The sequence below is a fragment of the Rhizobium sp. BR 362 genome (assembly GCF_036528765.1).
In the GTDB taxonomy this organism is placed as follows: domain Bacteria; phylum Pseudomonadota; class Alphaproteobacteria; order Rhizobiales; family Rhizobiaceae; genus Rhizobium.
The window spans coordinates 274,970-291,582 of sequence record NZ_JARWGH010000005.1 but is presented as its reverse complement, the minus strand read 5'-3'; the positions used below and the strand labels follow the sequence as shown (position 1 = coordinate 291,582).

Here is a 16,613-nt window from a genome sequence, read left to right as displayed (position 1 = left end):
GCAGGACGTTAGATCTCACGCCGAAATGACCCTATCCGCCTTGCGTGATGAAAAATGGAACGATTTTTCTTGACAAGGATCGTCTTCTTTCGCAGATAACAAGACAGCAGATGTCATGTTTGACGGGCTGAGCGAAGAATGCTGGTTTGCAGTTGTAATTACATCACCGACAAGGAAATCCGCGAGGTCATCACCGAACTCCTCGATCAGGATTGTTGGCAGCTCATCGTTCCCGCCAAGGTCTATCACGCCATGTCGAAGCGCGGCCGCTGCTGCGGCTGTTTCCCGAATGTCGTCGACATCATTATACAGACGACCGAGGACTATCATGCCCGCCGCCACTCGACGGAAGCGGAAATATTTGATTTCATGTCCCGCCTGAAAAAATTTCATGAAGACAACAGGAGAGCGGACATTGAAAGGCGACAAAAAAGTCATCGAGCGGCTTAACGAGGCCCTCTTTCTCGAACTCGGTGCAGTCAATCAATATTGGGTTCATTACCGGCTTCTGGAAGATTGGGGTTATACCAAGCTTGCCAAGAAGGAGCGTGCCGAATCCATCGAAGAGATGCACCACGCCGATCGCCTTGTCGCCCGCATCATCTTCCTCGAGGGACATCCGAACCTGCAGACGCTGGCACCGCTGCGCATCGGCCAGAATGTCAAGGAAGTGCTGGAGGCCGATCTTGCCGGCGAATATGATGCCCGCACCGCCTACAAGAAGTCGCGCGACCTTTGTCATGACGCCGGCGACTATGTCTCGATGAAGCTGTTCGAAGAGCTGCTGGCGGACGAGGAAGGTCATATCGACTTCCTGGAAACCCAGATCGACCTGCTCGAAAAGATCGGCGAGGCCAAATACGGCCAACTCAACGCCGATTCCGCTGATTCTGCTGAATAATTCGCCTGAAGCAATTCCAGGAAAAGTGCGAAGCGGTTTTCCGTCCGGAATTGCGTAAAACAAAGAGATAGAGCGGTTCTGAATGCCGTGAAAAGCTGAACCGCTCTATTGATTCCCGCGCTTTTCACGTGGCCCGAAAACGCTCAATCTTCCGCTTTTAAACCGGCCAGATGTTCGAATTCGGCGACGACCTGTTCGTAGACCGACCGTTTGAAGGCGACGATCAGGCCGGGAAGATCGGCCATCGGCTTCCAATCCCAGGCATCGAATTCCGGCTCATGGCCGCCGGGCGGCGGATTGATGGCGATTTCGCTCTCGTCGCCGTCGAAGCGGAAAGCGAACCAGCGCTGGGTCTGGCCGCGAAATTTTCCCTTGAGGCCGATGCCGATCAACTGCGGCGGCAGATCGTAGTTGATCCAGTCCCTGGCTTCGGCAAGCAGGGTCACGCTTTTCATGCCGGTCTCTTCATGAAGCTCGCGATAGGCTGCTTCCAGCGGATCTTCGCCCTCGTCTATGCCGCCCTGCGGCATCTGCCAGAGATGCGGCGAGCCGTCATATTCGGAATTGCCGTCCGGAATGCGCTTGCCGGCCCAGACCAGCCCTTCGCGATTGAGCACCATGACGCCGACGCAGGGGCGATAGGGCAGGTCTTCAGCTCTGACGGGGAAGTGGCTTTTGCTCATGGTTGTCCTCCAAGCCTCAGGGATGTTTCGGGTCGGCGGCGAGGGCCGAGACGGCAACGATTTCGATGCCGCGCATGGCTGCCTCCTCGCTCCATTTGCTGATGGCATCGACACTCTCGTCGAAAGCAGAGGCAACGCCGATTGCCGAGCCGTTGCGGCGCGCGATACGCTCCAGCTCGTCGAGCTTCTTCAAAATCGTATCCTGCTGCAATTCTCCGTCGAGCTGCACATCCGCAAAGGCATGCGGCACCTCCAGCGCCTTGGCGATGGTACCGGATTTCGACTGCGCCGAGGAGCCGTCATCGAGAAACAGCAGGCCGCGCTTGCCGATATCGCGCATCACAGGTTCCATGGCGTCGGCATTCGACAGGAAGCGTCCGCCGAGATAGTTCATCACACCGGTGTAGTTGGTGATTTCGGCCATGGCCTTGTGCAGGTCCTCGATATTCTTGGCCGCGGGCTGCGAGGTCAGAAGCGTATCCGGCCCGGGATTGTTGCTGGGATAATCGAAGGGCTCGAAGGGCACTTGGATCAGGATTTCATGGCCACCACGCCGCGCCTCCTGCATCCAGCGTTGCAGGCTGTTGCCGCTGGCGGCAAAGGCGAGCGTGATCTCCTCGGGCAGTTTCTCGATGGCGCGCTGCGTGCCGGTCTGGCTGAGGCCGAGGCCGCTGACGACGATGGCGACGCGCGTGCCGCGGGCGCCGGACCAGGGCCGCGCATATTGGTCCATCGGCCTCAATCCGCTCGGCGCGATGATCGGCAGCCTGCCGAAAGGCGAATCCTCCAGCAGCGCATCATTCGGCGTTGCCGCCATGCGCGGGTCCTGGCCGACCTGATTGGCATTGATCAGCACCGGGCCGTTGCCGTCGCGCGTGTTGGGGCTGAACATGGTGACGACGGAGCCGTCACTGGTGACGATACGATGCGTATCAGCCCCGGATTGCGGATCGACCTGTTTCAGGCCCGTCGTTTGATCGGTCGTGGCCGGCTTGTCACTGGCAGGCGCTGGTGATGATGAGGCCTTTTCTGCGGTCTCGGCCGGGGGCGTTTTCTGCAGATGGTCGCGCAGCAATGCCGAATAGAGGGAAAAACTGGCGATCGCGATCAGGCAGAACCCGGCGAGGATGCGCCCGAAGGGTGGACGCCGCCGTTTGCGGCCAGAGCCGCGGTTCTGGCCCAACGGTGCATGCAAATCCGTTCCCAAAGTCCGTATCCACCCCAAACGGGAAACTGTCTGCCCTGTGCATCCCTTTGATGTCGCCATTAAAGCGGAGAGATGCTTCAGATCAAAACATTCAAGCAGATCCAAAATGGATTTCGAATAGGATCAAACCCATTCAAACAGTTCGAGCGAGATGAGATAAGTCACCTCGCTCTTGATATGAAAGCGCCGGGTCTGTTTCCAGCCCCGGCGCTATTTCCTTATTTCGAGGAAACCGCCTTTTCCGGGTTCGGCGGGAAGGCCGGATCGCTCTTTGCGCCGCGCAACAGGTCGAGCGCGTAGTTGAGCTGAACGTCGTCCTTCGGATCCGGGGGCACATAGGCGGCCGAGCCGGAGCCCTGGTCGGTTTCGCTCTGGCCCTTGATGTGGCCCGGCAGGCTGGATTCGCCTTCGGTCACAAGCTTGCCCTTCAGGTCATCCGGCAGCGGCTCGTCGACCTTGATGTCAGGCGTAATGCCGGTGCCCTGGATCGAACGGCCCGACGGCGTGTAGTAAAGCGCCGTCGTCAGGCGCAACGCGCCGTTGCCATCGCCAAGCGGGATGATCGTCTGCACGGAACCCTTGCCGAAGGACTGGGTGCCGAGGACGGTGGCGCGGCGCAGATCCTGCAGGGCGCCGGCAACGATTTCCGATGCCGATGCCGAACCGCCGTTGATGAGCACGATCATCGGCTTGCCGTCCGTCAGATCGCCCGGGCCGGCATTGAAACGGCGGGTTTCATCCGGATTGCGGCCGCGGGTCGAGACGACTTCGCCGCGCTCCAGAACATCGTCGGCAACGTTGATCGCCTGGTCGAGCAGGCCGCCTGGATTAAGGCGCAGGTCGAGGACATAGCCCTTCAGCTTGTCGGCCGGGATATCCTTCTTGATCTTGGCGATCGCGGCTTCCAGGTCCGGCGTCGTTTTTTCGGTAAAGGAGATGATGCGGAGATAACCGACATCGCCGCCTTCTTCGCGCGACTTGACGGCAGCAACGGCGATCACGTCACGGATGATGGTGAGTTCGATCGGCTTGTCGGCGCCCTTGCGCATCAGGGTCAGCTTGATCGGCGTCTTGACGGCGCCACGCATCTTCTCGACGGCATCTTCCAGCTTCAGGCCGCGGACCGACTGACCGTCGATAGCGGTGATATAGTCACCGGCGAGAACACCGGCCTTGGCGGCGGGCGTGTCGTCGATCGGGGTGATGACCTTGACCAGGTCGTTGTCCATGGTCACTTCAATGCCGAGACCGCCGAATTCACCCTTGGTCTGGGTGCGCATGTCGTCGGCGTCCTTGGCGTTCATGTAGCTCGAATGCGGGTCCAGCGAGGACAGCATGCCGTTGATGGCGGCTTCAATAAGCTTGTCTTCCTGGGGCGGCGTTACGTACTGCGCGCGCACACGTTCAAAGACATCGCCGAAAATCGACAGTTCCTTGTACGTGGAAGCGCCTGCGGCTTCCGCCGGCGCTACCGCCGTGTAGATAACGCTCATCGCGGTCGCACCCATCAATGCGCCAACGAGAACAAGAGAAGCCCTACGTATCATTGCGTGCCTTTCCAGTGTCTTTGGAGGTCCACCAAGGCCGAGAATCGACCGGCTTCCCATCTTTTCGAAATTCAATGTAAAGCGTTGGCCGATCCGTTTCCAGCGCCAATGCAGTCGCGCTCGCGACTCTTTTTTGCCCCATCGTAGCGAGCGGCTCGCCAGCGAAGACAAATTTGCCGAGACGCGTCTTGATCGCGTCCATTCCCGACAGAACCATATGATAGCCGTCGCCGGTATCCAGAATAACCATCTGGCCATAGCTGCGAAACGCGCCGGCGTAAACGACCGTGCCGTCGGCAGGAGCGGTGACGAGCGCGTCGGCGCCGGTTGCAACGGTCATACCCATTGCCGTATGTCCCGTACCGTCATCGTCGCCGAACTGGCGGAGAATATCACCCGCCACAGGCAGCTCCAATTTCTGTTTGAGGTCGGAAAACGGATATGCGGGCGTAATACGGTTTTTATCGGGCACGCCATTTTCGGCCAATGCCCTTGCCTGTTCGCGCTGCTGATCGGTCATCTGATCGCGGCGGGCCTCTTCCGCGCGGGCCGCGGCGGCGGCATCGCGCACCGAGCCGATCTGGCTTTCCAGCGACGCGACGAGACCTTCGAGACTGGTTGCCTGACCCGCCAATTCTTCGGAGCGCTTGCGCTCGGCATCTAGCTCGGCGGCATTCTCATGGCTGTGCTTGTCGTTTTCGGCGACCAGCATGTCCATGCGCCGTTCCTCCTCCAGACTGTTGGTCATGGTGGCGGTAAGATCGGCTTTTTCCGCCGCGGTGGCGGCATGCAGCTTGGTGAGGTCGGTGAGATCGGCGATGAGCTTGTCAGTCTCCTTGCGCATGCCGGGCACGACGGCGCCGAGCAGGATGGCGCTGCGCACGGAAGCGAGCGCATCGTCCGGCGTTACAAGCAGCGCCGGCGGCGGGTTGCGGCCCATGCGTTCCAGAGCGCCCAGAACTTCGGCCAGCAGCGCGCGGCGCTCGTGCAAGGATTTGCGGATCTTGTCTTCCTTGATCGCGAGATCGGTCAGCGTCTTCTCGCTCTGCTGAATCTTGCGGTCCATATCCCTGCGGCGGGCGGCGCTGTCGATCAGCGCCTGGCGCAGGCTGGCGGTGCTCTTGTCGAGCGAGGCGATGCTGTCTTCCAGCGCTTTCGTCTTGTCGGCGGAAAGGCTGATCGTCTTCGACAATTCCTCCAGCTCGACGCGGGTCTGATCGCGCTTCCGGGCAAGGTCGGCGGCCGGGTCTGGCGCCTGTTCCGGTGGCTGCGCCGATGGTGAGGACGAGGTGACGGCGGGCTGATCGTCTTTGGTCTGCGTAGGGGTCTGCGCTGGCGCGGGCGACGCGCCGTTATCTTCCTGCGCCAAGGCCATGTCGCGGAACTGAAACGGACTTTCCAGATAGACACCGACGCCAAGGCACACCGCCAGGGACGGCAGCAGCAAGCGGAAAAGCGTGGGCGGGGTTTTTCTCATCCAGTCGTTTGGGCTCAGCCCCTTTAAATCGCGCGAAATTAAACCGATTTTTCGCGATAATCCAGGAAGCATCATCAATTTTGCGGCGGGAATCAAAACACGCCTGTGTGAGCGATCCGTTAACGCAGAATGCCGGAAAGCCCAACTGTTTTCGCGCGTTTCGATACCGGCGGCGGACCTAAACCCGATGGTAGGGGTGCCCGGATAGGATCGTGACTGCGCGATAGAGCTGCTCGGCGATCAGAATGCGCACAAGCTGATGCGGCCAGGTCATTTTGCCCAAGCAGATGGCGGCGTCGGCCTTGTCGTAGAGAGAAGGATCGAGACCGTCGGCGCCGCCGATGGCAATCGTCAGATCGCGCTTGCCCTGGTCTCGGAACGTGCCGAGCAGAGCGGCAAAGGCTTCGCTGTCCAATGCCTTGCCGCGCTCGTCGAGCAGAATGAGAACGCCGCCGTCCGGATGCGCTTTCTGCAACAGGACCGCTTCCTCACGCTTTCGCGTCTCGCCGTTGGAGGCACGGCTTTCGGCTACTTCGGTCATGCGCGCCAGTTCGAAGCCGATTGCTGGACCAGCCTTGGCGAAACGGTCGAGATAGCGGGCCGCAAGATCCGTTTCACGGCCGGTTTTCAACCGTCCCACGGCAAAAAGACCTATCCGCATTCCCGCTCCCAAGCATATCCGCCATCATGGCTGCACAAATATAGACCGCTGCCGGACATACATGTCCGGCGGTCAGAAGCCAAACCGGATCCGGGAATAACGGCCGGAACCGATTGTTGGGCCGCGCGTCCGCTGGACACGAAAAGAACGCGATAGCGCTCTGGGCGGCGCATAATTCTTGTCCGAAAAATCGAGGAGGATTTTCGGGTTATGCGCTAGAGCATCCCGCTTTCAGGCGGAACCGCCTGCAAGCGGATAAGATGCTCAAGATTCAAAAAGCTAGAGCGACCTTTGTGCGTTCATTTGAACGCACGGCGCTCTAGTGCAGCGTGCCTTCCTCAAGATCGGGCGCAGCCCACATCTTTTCGATGTTGTAGAACTCGCGGATCTCGGGACGGAACACGTGAATGATGATGTCACCCGTGTCGATCAGCACCCAGTCGCCGCCTTCCAGGCCTTCGACGCGGGCGGTGCCCAGGCCTTCGTCCTTAAGGTCGGTGATCAGATGGTCGGCAATCGCCAGGACATGCCGGTTCGAGCGTCCGGAGACGACGACCATGTGGTCTCCAAGCGCAGACTTGCCAGCAATGTTGATGGTGACGATATTTTCGGCCTTGGAGTCCTCGAGGCTTACGAGGACGGCTTGCAGGGCGCGGGCAGCGGCATCGACGCCACGTTCCGGGCTCTTCGGGACAACGACAGGCGTTCTTCCCTTGGCGTGTACTGTTGTCAGTGCTCTTCCTTCCTTCAGTAACAGAACATGCACTCAAATGATCTGAGTCGATCACATGTTAAAGATAGGCACCAAAGCGTTAAGGTTTCAAGACGCCGAGTGTCATCTATTGGACGTAAAGACAAGCTTTTGTGGTAATTCCCGTCTCTTTCGCACCATATATGGGCGAATTGTTCGCGTGGCTCCCTCGGAGAGCATCAGGTTACGTTAGGTGATGTAAAACCCTGCCCGGCCGCCGCCCTCCCCGCCTCCCATGTACAGGCGAGCCGGGGACGCGTATACACAAGAGCAGATCGAAACGCTCCGACGCCATGACCAAAGCTCCGCAACAGGCCCTCAAACCCATCCTCCGCATCAGTTTTCCGGGGCAGGACCGGCTTGGACGCGGCAAGATGGAACTTCTTGAGCATATTCGCGAAACCGGTTCGATTTCGGCCGCTGGCCGGGCCATGGACATGTCCTATCGCCGCGCCTGGCTGTTGATCAGCGAGTTGAACAATATGTTCCAGGAGCCGGTGGTCGAATCCCAGCGCGGCGGTCAGAATGGCGGCGGCGCGGCGTTGACGCCCTTTGGGGAGGAGTTGCTGCGGCGGTTCCGTGGCATGGAGAACTCTGTCCGGGAAGCCATTGCCGGCGATCTCGAATGGCTGGACGCCAATCGGAACCCGGGCGACGCGGCTGCAGAACCGCAGGCGGAGTCGTGACTGCTCTTATGATTCAAGCGCTACGGTCTTGATGACGGCGTGGATGGGTAGTCCGATCCGCAGACCCAGACGTTCGGACGAAAACTGTGTGATACGCGCAAGCACGCTGTCGCCGCCGCAATCCACCTTTACTTCCACGGTGCCATCGGTCGCCGTCTCGATGGCAAGCACCCGGCCTTCGAGGATATTGAGGGCGCTTAGACCCTCAGGCCGCGCCGTGGCCAACATGACGTCGCGGGCGGGAATGTGGACGCGAACGGTTTTGCCTATTCCCGCCGCTTCGCCGGGGACGAAGAGCTTGGCAGCTTTCAGCGTGACGACAGTCAAGTGATGCCCGCGGTCGATATGCTCCACACGGCCTTCGAGCAGGACGCCGGCTTCGCGGCGGTCGGCGGCCTGCGGGCCGGAAAGCTGGCTGAAGATCTCGACCGCCGGTCCCGTTGCCTCCACCTTGCCGTCGCGCATCACGACGACACGGTTGGCCAGCCGCGCCACCTCGGCGATAGAGTGGCTGACATAGATGATCGGCACCTTCGTTTCGTCGCGGAGCCGTTCGAGATAGGGCAGGATCTCCGCTTTGCGGGCCTCGTCGAGCGCCGCCAATGGTTCGTCCATCAGCAGCAGCCGCGGTGACGACAGCAGGGCGCGGCCAATGGCGACGCGCTGTTTCTCGCCGCCGGAGAGTTTTGCGGGCCTTCGATCGAGAAGCGCTGCGATGCCGAGGAGATCAACGACCCCATCAAAGCTTTCGCCATGGCCGTTTTTCGGCGCGAACCAGCGGCCGTAGTTCAGGTTCTGCCGCACGGAAAGATGCGGAAAGAGCCGCGCCTCCTGAAAGACGTAGCCGAAACGACGGCGGTGACGCGGAACAAAAAGCTGAGCATTGGTGTCTGCGAGTACCGTACCATCGAGGCTGACATGGCCATAATCGGGTTGGATCAGGCCGGCGATGATGCGGATGATTGACGTTTTGCCGGAGCCGGAGCGGCCGAACAGGGCGGTGACGCCGCCATCCGACGTGAAGGCTGCGTCGAGTACGAAAGCGCCCAATCGGTGGCGGATGTCGACGGTCAGCGTCATTCCCAGTCCACCCTCTTGCCGGCGAGATAGGCGAGGAATTCGGAGGCGAGCAATGCCACCATGGAAATGACGATCGCGACGAGCGTCAATCGCAGCGCACCGGCATCGCCGCCGGGCACCTGCGTAAAGGTATAGATCGCCGACGACAGGGTCTGCGTTTCGCCGGGAATGTTGGAGACGAAGGTAATGGTGGCGCCGAACTCGCCCATGGCCTTGGCGAAGGAAAGGATCATGCCGGCGATGACACCCGGCAGGATCAGCGGCAGGGTCACGGTGAGGAATATCCAGAGCGGGCTGGCGCCAAGCGTCCCGGCCGCCTCCTCCAGCTTGCGGTCGACGGCTTCGATCGACAGGCGGATGCTTCTGACCATCAGCGGAAAGCCCATCACGCCGCAGGCAAGCGCGGCACCAGTCCAGCGGAAGGAGAAGACGATACCGAGATATTGGTCGAGCAACGCGCCGATCGGGCCTTTGCGGCCGAAGAGAATGAGGAGAATAAAGCCGGTGACGACGGGCGGCAGGATCAGCGGCAGGTGAATGATGCCGTTGAAAATCGATTTGCCCCAGAATTTACCGCGCGCAAGCAACATCGCGGCGGCAATGCCGAAGGGCAGGCTCACCAGCATCGCGACGGTCGAGACGCGCAGGCTCAGCTCGATCGCCGTCCATTCGTCGCTGCTCAAACCCAATGCGTCCAAGTCCGGCCTCGTAAAGACATGTCAGGCCCGCCATTAGCCGGCGAGCCTGTAAAGATGAGGTTTTTGCCTACGGTCGAGCTATGACGCTCAGCGCTTCAGAACCGTGAAGCCTTCATGCTCGAAGAACGGAACAGCCTTAGCCGATTTCAGATAATCGACATAGGCCTGCGTGTCCGGATTGGTGCTGTTGGCCGTGATCGCGATTGGATAGATGATCGGCGGATGGCTGTCTTCCGGAAAGGTGCCGACGACGGCGACGCCCGGATCGGCGGAAACGTCGGTCTTATAGACGATGCCGTAGGGCGCTTCGCCGCGCGAAACCAGCGCGAGCGCGGCGCGTACGCTTTCAGCACCGGCCAGCTTTTTCTCGACGGAAGACCAGATGCCGAGCTTTTCCAGTGCTGCCTTGCCGTATTTGCCTGCCGGCACCGATTCCGGCTGCCCGATCGCCAGGCGTCCGTCGCCGAGAAGGCCGGCAAGATCCATGCCCTGCTTGACCTCAACGGGTTTGGCCTTGTCCTTGGTGGAGACGAGAACGATCTGGTTGCCGAGCAAGTTGATGCGGCTGTCGTCTTTGATCAGCTTTTTCTTGCCGACATAATCCATCCAATCGGTATCGGCTGATATGAAGACATCGGCCGGGGCGCCGTTTTCGAGCTGCTTGGCCAGCGGTCCGCTTGCCGCATAGGAGACGGTGACCTGCTTGCCGGTTTCCTTGGTGAAGGCGGCGTCGATATTATCCAGCGCGTTTTTCATGCTCGCAGCGGCAAAGACGGTGATCTTTTCGGCGGCGAAGGCCGGTGCGGGAATGGCCGACATGCCAAGCCAGGCGGTGGAGAGGGCGGCGGTTGCAAGTTTGATCCAGTGGCGGCGGCTCGTGGCCATTATTTTCTCCTAAAAAGGCATCGTCATATTTCGAGAGATATAACGGCCGAGGAGGCTTGGCTAGCGATATATTTCGGAAAATACGGCGCTGGGGCGGAGCGTAACTCTACGAATTTTATAGGGATTTACCTTTGGGCCGCATATTAGGATGCTTTGTTACGGCAAATATGCATGGCTGGATTCGCCCCGCGGGATGGCGAACGCTCACGCTGTAAGACGCAACGTTACGAATCGTGCGATTTGGTGGGAGTTTCAGGCGTGCTATTCTGACAGCCATCGAAGCGTCTCACCCAAATCATGTAAAAGAAGCATTTTTTGGGCAGACGATTTCCTAAGCTATGAGAAGAACACATTGCTGCATTGCGCTATCAGCGTTTTATCATTTGGTCAAATCTGCTAAAACATAATCATCGAAACGGCGATCTCCTCCTCCCAATGCCTTTCGATATGGATCAGCAACTCTCCTCCTCCCAGTTGCTGATCAGGATTGAAAGCCCGACGGATCTCCTCCCCCGTCGGGCTTTTTCATTTTCGGAGGTTTTCCGGAAAATTAGACGCGATATCGCAAATCACTCATTGCGCGGCGCGCAAGGCCGTCGAACTTAGTGTCGAGCGCCGGCCATGAATGAACGTCCAGGCGGGTGCTGGCTTTTTCCACAATACCCGGGCGTCGTCCTCGTCGACGCGGGCATAGTGAAATGTCTTCGCCATCTTTGCGGAGAGATAGGATAGCGTCGATCCCGGCCGGTCGATGACGGCGATCGGGAAAGTGCGGGCAATTTCCTGCCATTTTTGCCAGCGGTGAAACGTATTGAGACTGTCGGCGCCCATGATCCAGATGAAATGAACGTGGGTATTGCGCGCCTTGACGTAGGCGAGCGTATTGGCCGTGTAGCTCATGCCGAGCATATGCTCGAAAGCCGTCACCTTGATGCGCGGATCATGGGTGATCGCCTCGCTGAGCGCGATGCGTTCTGCAAGCGGGGCGAGATGATTGCGGCTCTTCAGCGGATTGCCGGGCGTCACCATCCACCAGAGCTGATCAAGGCCAAGCCGACGCAGCGCGATTTCGGCGACAAGCGCATGGCCTTGATGCGGCGGATTGAAGGAACCTCCGAAAAGACCGACCACCATGCCGCGTTCGGCATGCGGCATGCGCAGATAGCGGTAATCGATCTCTTCCTTGTTGTGCACGTCAGGACCGTATTTGTCCGGTGCCGCGCACACGATATTTGAAGGAGGTGAGCTGCTCGACGCCAACCGGCCCACGCGCATGCATCTTGCCGGTGGCGATGCCGATCTCCGCGCCCATGCCGAATTCGCCGCCGTCGGCAAATTGCGTCGAGGCGTTGTGCAGCAGGATTGCCGAATCGATCTCGGTGAAGAAGCGCTCGACCACGGCTGGGTCCTCGGCAATCACGGCCTCGGTATGGTTGGACGAATATTTGCCTATATGGGCAATCGCACCGGAAATGCCGTCGACCAGCGCGATCGAGATGATCGCGGCCAGATATTCCGTCGACCAATCCTCTTCCGTCGCCGCCTTCAGGCCGGGAACGAGCTTGAGCACATCGGCGGAGCCGCGGATTTCGCAGCCTGCTTCGGCAAGCCCATCGAGCAGCGGCTTCAGATGAGTGGAAGCGACCTTGGAGTCGACCAGCAGCGTTTCGGCCGCGCCGCAGATACCGGTGCGGCGCATCTTGGCATTGACGACGATGGATCTCGCCATGTCGAGATCGGCCGAAGCGTCGATATAGATATGGCAGAGGCCTTCCAGATGCGCAAAGACCGGCAGGCGGGCCTCGGTCTGTACGCGGGCAACAAGGCTCTTGCCGCCGCGCGGCACGATGACGTCGATATTGCCTTCGAGGCCGCGCAGCATGGCGCCAACGGCGGCGCGGTCGCTGACCGGCACGAGCTGAATGGCGTGCTCCGGTATGCCCGCCGCCTTCAGCCCTTCGACCAGGCATTCATGGATCGCATGTGAGGAGCGGCGCGAATCGCTGCCGCAGCGCAGGATCACGGCATTGCCGGCCTTCAGGCACAGAGCACCGGCGTCCGCAGTGACGTTCGGCCGGCTTTCAAAGATGACGCCGATGACGCCGAGCGGCGTGCGCACGCGCTCGATCTTCAGGCCGTTCGGTCGATCCCAGGCGGCGATGACTTCGCCAACCGGATCGGCGAAGGCCGCGATGGCGCGAATGCCTTCCGCCATCTCGGCGACACGCTTGTCGTTCAGCGTCAGGCGATCGACGAAGGAGGCGAGCATGTCCGTGCCTTCGACGTCTTTCAGGTCCTTTGCGTTTTCGGCCAGAATCTGATCCTTGCGGGCGAGAATGGCATCCGCCATGGCGTTCAACGCCTTGTTCTTGCTCTCGGTCGAAGCAAAGGCCAGAGGTCGCGACGCAGCCCGAGCCTTGCGGCCGATATCATTCATCAGCGCATCGATGTCGGGGCTTTGTGCGACGGTATCAAGCATGGGCTTCATCCTTCTTCAGTTTTTCTGCCTTCGTCTTGACGGACGCCGTCATGACGAGGTCGTCACGGTGCACCATGGCGGCGCGACCGGGATAGCCGAGGATTGCCTCGATCTCCGTCGACTTGCGGCCGGTGATCTGGCGGGCTTCCTCCGCATCGTAACCGACAAGGCCACGAGCGATTTCGCGGCCCGACGGGCCGATGACGGCAACGGTGTCACCACGGCCGAAATGGCCGACAATGCTGCGCACGCCGGCGGGCAACAGGCTCTTGCCGGCGCCGAGCGCGGTGACGGCGCCTTCGTCCACATGCAGCTCGCCGGCTGGCTGCAACTGTCCGGCAATCCAGGTCTTGCGGGCGGTCACGGGCGTGCCCGACGGCGCGAACCAGGAGGAGCGCGCGCCGTTTGCGATGGCATTCAGCGGCCGATCCGTCTTGCCCGAGGCGATGATCATGGCGCAGCCGGCGCCGGTGGCGATCTTGCCGGCATCGATCTTGGTGCGCATGCCGCCGCGCGACAGTTCGGACGCTGCGCCGCCGGCCATGCCTTCGATATCAGGCGTGATTTCCGCAATCGTATCGAGGAATTTCGCCTGCGGATCGAGGTGCGGCGGAGCGGTGTAGAGCCCGTCGATGTCGGACAGGAGGATCAGCAGGTCGGCGCCGGTCATGGTGGCAACGCGAGCGGCGAGGCGATCATTGTCGCCATAGCGGATTTCGCTGGTGGCGACCGTATCGTTTTCGTTGATGATCGGCACGGCGCCGATCTTCAGGAGCTGGTTGATGGTGGCGCGGGCATTGAGATAGCGCCGGCGCTCTTCGGTGTCGCCGAGCGTCAGCAGAATCTGGCCGGCGACGATATCGTCGTGCGACAGGCTTTCCGACCAGGCGCGCGCCAGCGAAATCTGACCGACGGCCGCCGCCGCCTGGCTTTCCTCCAGCTTCAGTGCGCCCGAGGGCAGGTCGAGAACGGACCGGCCGAGCGCAATAGCGCCGGAGGAGACGACGAGCACATCGACGCCCTTGGCCTTCAGCGCGGCGATATCGGCACACATGCCATCGAGCCAAGCCTTCTTCAGGCCGGCCTTGCGGTCGACGAGAAGGGCAGAGCCGATCTTAATGACGATGCGGCGGTAGCGGTCGAGAGGCTTGCGGGCAGTCATCCCTGATGATCTCCGTCGTCACCACGGCGCCCGTCGTCACCACGGCGCCCGTCGTCACTATGGCGCTCGTCTTCGCCAGCGTCGTCGGAGAGCTGCATGTCGCGGTGGCGCAGCTTCGGTGCCTTCGCCGGTTTCTCTTCCTCAGCCCCGGCGTTTGCTTCGACAATCACATCGCGCAGCGCGCGCAGCACCTCGGTCATGCCGCGGCCTGTGACGGCGGAGATTTGGAAGGGCGTCTTGCCGCAGGCCCGCGCCAGTTCCCGCGTCTTCTTCTTCAGCGTTTCTTCGTCGAGCACGTCGATCTGCGACAGCGCCACGATCTCCGGCTTTTCCGTGATGTCGTTGCCATAGGCTTCGAGCTCGTGCTTGACGGTCTTATAGGCCTTGCCGACCTTCTCTTCCTGGGCAGAGACGAGATGCAGCAGCACGCGGGTGCGTTCGACATGGCCGAGGAAGCGGTCGCCGATGCCCACACCTTCATGCGCGCCTTCGATCAGGCCGGGAATATCGGCCAGAATGAACTCCTGACTGTCGATGGTGGCGACGCCAAGATTGGGATGAAGCGTCGTGAATGGATAGTTGGCTATCTTCGGCCGGGCGCGGCTGACGGCGGCAAGAAAGGTCGACTTGCCGGCATTCGGCAGGCCGACGAGGCCGGCATCGGCGATCAGCTTCAGCCGCAGCCAAATGGTTTTTTCTTCGCCCGGCAGGCCGGGATTGGCCCAATCGGGCGCCTGATTGACCGAGGATTTGAAATAGGCGTTGCCGAAGCCGCCATTGCCGCCGGCGGCGAGACGAAAGCGCTGACCCTCCTGCGTCAAGTCGCAGATCAGGGTTTCCTGGTCCTCTTCGAAAATCTGCGTGCCGACGGGGACTTTCAGCGTCACGTCGTCGCCCTTGGCGCCGGCGCGGTTCTTGCCCATGCCATGCATGCCGATCTTGGCCTTGAAATGCTGCTGATATCGGAAATCGATCAGCGTATTCAGACCATTGACGGCCTCGACCCAGACATCGCCGCCGCGGCCGCCATCGCCGCCGTCCGGACCGCCGAACTCGATGAATTTCTCACGCCGGAAGGAAACGCTGCCCGCGCCGCCGTCACCAGACCGAATATAGACCTTTGCTTCGTCGAGAAATTTCATTTTACTTCCGTCACTCGGTATTGGCGCATAACCCCTGGGATCGAATGGGATTCAAGAAAGCTTCTGCGCTCTTTTCAATTGTTACCGCGTCCTCTGCCTGTCCGCCAGGACAGGCGGCGCGGTCATCTGCCCGTCATGTCGCCTTCGATATAGGCCGTTCAGCCGGAGGTCAAAGATTATCGTGAAGTTGGTGAGCTATAACATCCAGTACGGCTTCGGCCTCGACGGCAGATATGATCTCGAACGCATCGTCGCAAACCTTGCGGGCGCCGATATTATCGCTTTGCAGGAGGTAACTCGCGGTTTCGCCCGCAACGGCGGCATCGACATGGTCGCTGCGATCGAAGCATTGCTGCCCGACTACTACTCCATCTATGGGGTGGGAATGGACCTGCTGCCGCTTGGCGCCGGCCCACGCGATCTCCGCTTTCAGTTCGGCAACATGGTGCTGTCGCGCTGGCCTATCCTCGCGACGCGTACACTGCTTCTGCCGCGCAGCCGCACGCTTTCCAAGCTCAATCTGCAGCGTGCGGCCGTCGAAGCGGTGATTCATGCGCCCGGTGGCGCGATCCGCGCCTACTCCGTGCAGCTTGACCACGTCTCTCCGGACGAGCGCATCCGCCAGATCCACTATCTTAGGGACCATGCGATTAACTTTGTGCGCGATGGCGGCGCGTTGACGGGCGCGATGGAGATCGACCACCCCGATCCGCCACTGCCGGAGGATTTTGTCCTGATGGGCGATTTCAATATGGTGCCGGAATCGCCGGAATATTGCGCGCTTGCCGGACTGAAGGACGCTTTCTACGGCCGTCTGCCGCGTTTCGATACGCCGACCGACGCGCTCGATGCCGCCGGCTGGCTGACGCCCGAAGCCTATAGCTGGATGGATCCGACAGATCGCAGCAAGCGCATGCATCTCGACTATTGCTTCATCAGTTGCGGGCTCAGCGATCGTCTGCGATCGGCCCATGTGGATGTCGATGCGGATGGGTCCGATCACTTTCCGGTGTGGATCGAGATCGATGGATGAAATTGATGATGGTCAGGCCCGTCCGCCGTTGCCGCGCGTTTCTGCCTGGCCCCTCACCCTAGCCCTCTCCCCGTTTGTACTGGGAGAGGGAATTATCGTATTAAATCAGTCGTTTCACAATTGGCTCCGTAAGAGCGGCAAATAGTGAGCCAGTCCCCTCGCCCCGCTGGCGGGGAGAGGGCTAGGGTGAGGGGCCAGGCACGAAAGCGCATCGAACACAA

18 protein-coding genes are annotated in these 16,613 nt (G+C 60.5%); 4 read left to right on the top strand and 14 right to left on the bottom strand.

Annotation, left to right across the window (positions count from 1 at the left end; translation table 11 throughout):
• Positions 1 to 15 precede the first annotated feature (15 nt).
• Complete coding sequence (locus QDY28_RS09980) at positions 16 to 291, bottom strand: hypothetical protein (RefSeq protein ID WP_331381618.1); 276 nt, start codon at positions 289 to 291, stop codon at positions 16 to 18.
• Between QDY28_RS09980 and QDY28_RS09975 the strand changes: the two genes are divergently transcribed.
• Positions 178 to 450 carry a (2Fe-2S)-binding protein gene (locus QDY28_RS09975; RefSeq protein ID WP_245276610.1) on the top strand — a complete coding sequence of 91 codons (273 nt, stop codon included), beginning with the start codon at positions 178 to 180 and terminating at the stop codon, positions 448 to 450. The two genes, QDY28_RS09980 and QDY28_RS09975, sit on opposite strands and share 114 nt — an antisense overlap.
• On the top strand, positions 416 to 901 hold the full coding sequence (gene bfr, locus QDY28_RS09970) for a bacterioferritin (RefSeq protein WP_331381522.1): 486 nt from the start codon (positions 416 to 418) through the stop codon (positions 899 to 901). Before QDY28_RS09975 ends, bfr begins: the two co-directional genes overlap by 35 nt.
• A gap of 143 nt (positions 902 to 1,044) precedes the next feature.
• Here the strand turns inward: bfr and QDY28_RS09965 are convergent, their stop codons facing one another.
• The 6 genes from QDY28_RS09965 to rsfS all read right to left on the bottom strand — a co-directional run bounded on the left by QDY28_RS09965 (position 1,045) and on the right by rsfS (position 7,242).
• Positions 1,045 to 1,584 carry an RNA pyrophosphohydrolase gene (locus QDY28_RS09965; protein ID WP_331381521.1) on the bottom strand — a complete coding sequence of 180 codons (540 nt, stop codon included), beginning with the start codon at positions 1,582 to 1,584 and terminating at the stop codon, positions 1,045 to 1,047.
• A gap of 16 nt (positions 1,585 to 1,600) precedes the next feature.
• Positions 1,601 to 2,791: a divergent polysaccharide deacetylase family protein gene (locus QDY28_RS09960; protein ID WP_331381520.1), complete on the bottom strand. Its 1,191-nt coding sequence runs from the start codon at positions 2,789 to 2,791 to the stop codon at positions 1,601 to 1,603.
• Positions 2,792 to 3,009: 218 nt separating this feature from the next.
• Positions 3,010 to 4,338 (bottom strand): S41 family peptidase, encoded by a 1,329-nt coding sequence (locus QDY28_RS09955; protein ID WP_331381519.1) that lies wholly within the window; start codon positions 4,336 to 4,338, stop codon positions 3,010 to 3,012.
• Positions 4,328 to 5,815 carry a murein hydrolase activator EnvC family protein gene (locus tag QDY28_RS09950; RefSeq protein ID WP_331381518.1) on the bottom strand — a complete coding sequence of 496 codons (1,488 nt, stop codon included), beginning with the start codon at positions 5,813 to 5,815 and terminating at the stop codon, positions 4,328 to 4,330. The genes QDY28_RS09955 and QDY28_RS09950 overlap by 11 nt, the downstream gene beginning before the upstream one ends.
• A gap of 178 nt (positions 5,816 to 5,993) precedes the next feature.
• Positions 5,994 to 6,476: a 23S rRNA (pseudouridine(1915)-N(3))-methyltransferase RlmH gene (gene rlmH, locus QDY28_RS09945; protein WP_331381517.1), complete on the bottom strand. Its 483-nt coding sequence runs from the start codon at positions 6,474 to 6,476 to the stop codon at positions 5,994 to 5,996.
• A gap of 319 nt (positions 6,477 to 6,795) precedes the next feature.
• On the bottom strand, positions 6,796 to 7,242 hold the full coding sequence (gene rsfS / locus QDY28_RS09940) for a ribosome silencing factor (RefSeq protein ID WP_331381516.1): 447 nt from the start codon (positions 7,240 to 7,242) through the stop codon (positions 6,796 to 6,798).
• Between the two features lie 278 nt (positions 7,243 to 7,520).
• Between rsfS and QDY28_RS09935 the strand changes: the two genes are divergently transcribed.
• Complete coding sequence (locus tag QDY28_RS09935; RefSeq protein ID WP_331381515.1) at positions 7,521 to 7,913, top strand: winged helix-turn-helix domain-containing protein; 393 nt, start codon at positions 7,521 to 7,523, stop codon at positions 7,911 to 7,913.
• Between the two features lie 6 nt (positions 7,914 to 7,919).
• Here QDY28_RS09935 and modC read toward each other — a convergent pair whose 3' ends face one another.
• The 7 genes from modC to obgE form a co-directional block, all read right to left on the bottom strand.
• The gene (modC, locus tag QDY28_RS09930; RefSeq protein ID WP_331381514.1) at positions 7,920 to 8,993 is read right to left on the bottom strand and encodes a molybdenum ABC transporter ATP-binding protein; all 1,074 of its coding nucleotides are present in this window, start codon (positions 8,991 to 8,993) and stop codon (positions 7,920 to 7,922) included.
• On the bottom strand, positions 8,990 to 9,691 hold the full coding sequence (modB, locus tag QDY28_RS09925; RefSeq protein ID WP_331381513.1) for a molybdate ABC transporter permease subunit: 702 nt from the start codon (positions 9,689 to 9,691) through the stop codon (positions 8,990 to 8,992). The genes modC and modB overlap by 4 nt, the downstream gene beginning before the upstream one ends.
• A gap of 87 nt (positions 9,692 to 9,778) precedes the next feature.
• Positions 9,779 to 10,576, bottom strand: a complete 798-nt coding sequence (gene modA, locus QDY28_RS09920) for a molybdate ABC transporter substrate-binding protein (protein ID WP_331381512.1) — start codon at positions 10,574 to 10,576, stop codon at positions 9,779 to 9,781.
• A 573-nt stretch (positions 10,577 to 11,149) separates the two neighbouring features.
• Positions 11,150 to 11,731 carry a nicotinate-nucleotide adenylyltransferase gene (locus QDY28_RS09915; RefSeq protein WP_331381617.1) on the bottom strand — a complete coding sequence of 194 codons (582 nt, stop codon included), beginning with the start codon at positions 11,729 to 11,731 and terminating at the stop codon, positions 11,150 to 11,152.
• 40 nt (positions 11,732 to 11,771) lie between these two features.
• The gene (locus QDY28_RS09910; protein WP_331381511.1) at positions 11,772 to 13,055 is read right to left on the bottom strand and encodes a glutamate-5-semialdehyde dehydrogenase; all 1,284 of its coding nucleotides are present in this window, start codon (positions 13,053 to 13,055) and stop codon (positions 11,772 to 11,774) included.
• Positions 13,048 to 14,217 carry a glutamate 5-kinase gene (gene proB / locus QDY28_RS09905; protein WP_331381510.1) on the bottom strand — a complete coding sequence of 390 codons (1,170 nt, stop codon included), beginning with the start codon at positions 14,215 to 14,217 and terminating at the stop codon, positions 13,048 to 13,050. The genes QDY28_RS09910 and proB overlap by 8 nt, the downstream gene beginning before the upstream one ends.
• Positions 14,214 to 15,359, bottom strand: a complete 1,146-nt coding sequence (gene obgE / locus QDY28_RS09900; protein WP_331381509.1) for a GTPase ObgE — start codon at positions 15,357 to 15,359, stop codon at positions 14,214 to 14,216. The genes proB and obgE overlap by 4 nt, the downstream gene beginning before the upstream one ends.
• Before the next feature lie 181 nt (positions 15,360 to 15,540).
• On the opposite strand from obgE, the gene QDY28_RS09895 reads away from it, so the two are divergent.
• The gene (locus QDY28_RS09895) at positions 15,541 to 16,392 is read left to right on the top strand and encodes an endonuclease/exonuclease/phosphatase family protein (RefSeq protein ID WP_331381508.1); all 852 of its coding nucleotides are present in this window, start codon (positions 15,541 to 15,543) and stop codon (positions 16,390 to 16,392) included.
• Positions 16,393 to 16,613: the final 221 nt, after the last annotated feature.

What these genes read in the sequence shown, in the direction of transcription:
- obgE (WP_331381509.1), bottom strand. Translation starts at nt 15,359, where the DNA reads ATGAAATTTCTCGACGAAGCAAAGGTCTATATTCGGTCTGGTGACGGC.
- QDY28_RS09915 (WP_331381617.1), bottom strand. Translation starts at nt 11,731, where the DNA reads ATGCCGCATGCCGAACGCGGCATGGTGGTCGGTCTTTTCGGAGGTTCC.
- QDY28_RS09955 (WP_331381519.1), bottom strand. Translation starts at nt 4,338, where the DNA reads ATGATACGTAGGGCTTCTCTTGTTCTCGTTGGCGCATTGATGGGTGCG.
- modC (WP_331381514.1), bottom strand. Translation starts at nt 8,993, where the DNA reads ATGACGCTGACCGTCGACATCCGCCACCGATTGGGCGCTTTCGTACTC.
- rlmH (WP_331381517.1), bottom strand. Translation starts at nt 6,476, where the DNA reads ATGCGGATAGGTCTTTTTGCCGTGGGACGGTTGAAAACCGGCCGTGAA.
- proB (WP_331381510.1), bottom strand. Translation starts at nt 14,217, where the DNA reads ATGACTGCCCGCAAGCCTCTCGACCGCTACCGCCGCATCGTCATTAAG.
- QDY28_RS09910 (WP_331381511.1), bottom strand. Translation starts at nt 13,055, where the DNA reads ATGCTTGATACCGTCGCACAAAGCCCCGACATCGATGCGCTGATGAAT.
- QDY28_RS09950 (WP_331381518.1), bottom strand. Translation starts at nt 5,815, where the DNA reads ATGAGAAAAACCCCGCCCACGCTTTTCCGCTTGCTGCTGCCGTCCCTG.
- QDY28_RS09935 (WP_331381515.1), top strand. Translation starts at nt 7,521, where the DNA reads ATGACCAAAGCTCCGCAACAGGCCCTCAAACCCATCCTCCGCATCAGT.
- modA (WP_331381512.1), bottom strand. Translation starts at nt 10,576, where the DNA reads ATGGCCACGAGCCGCCGCCACTGGATCAAACTTGCAACCGCCGCCCTC.
- QDY28_RS09965 (WP_331381521.1), bottom strand. Translation starts at nt 1,584, where the DNA reads ATGAGCAAAAGCCACTTCCCCGTCAGAGCTGAAGACCTGCCCTATCGC.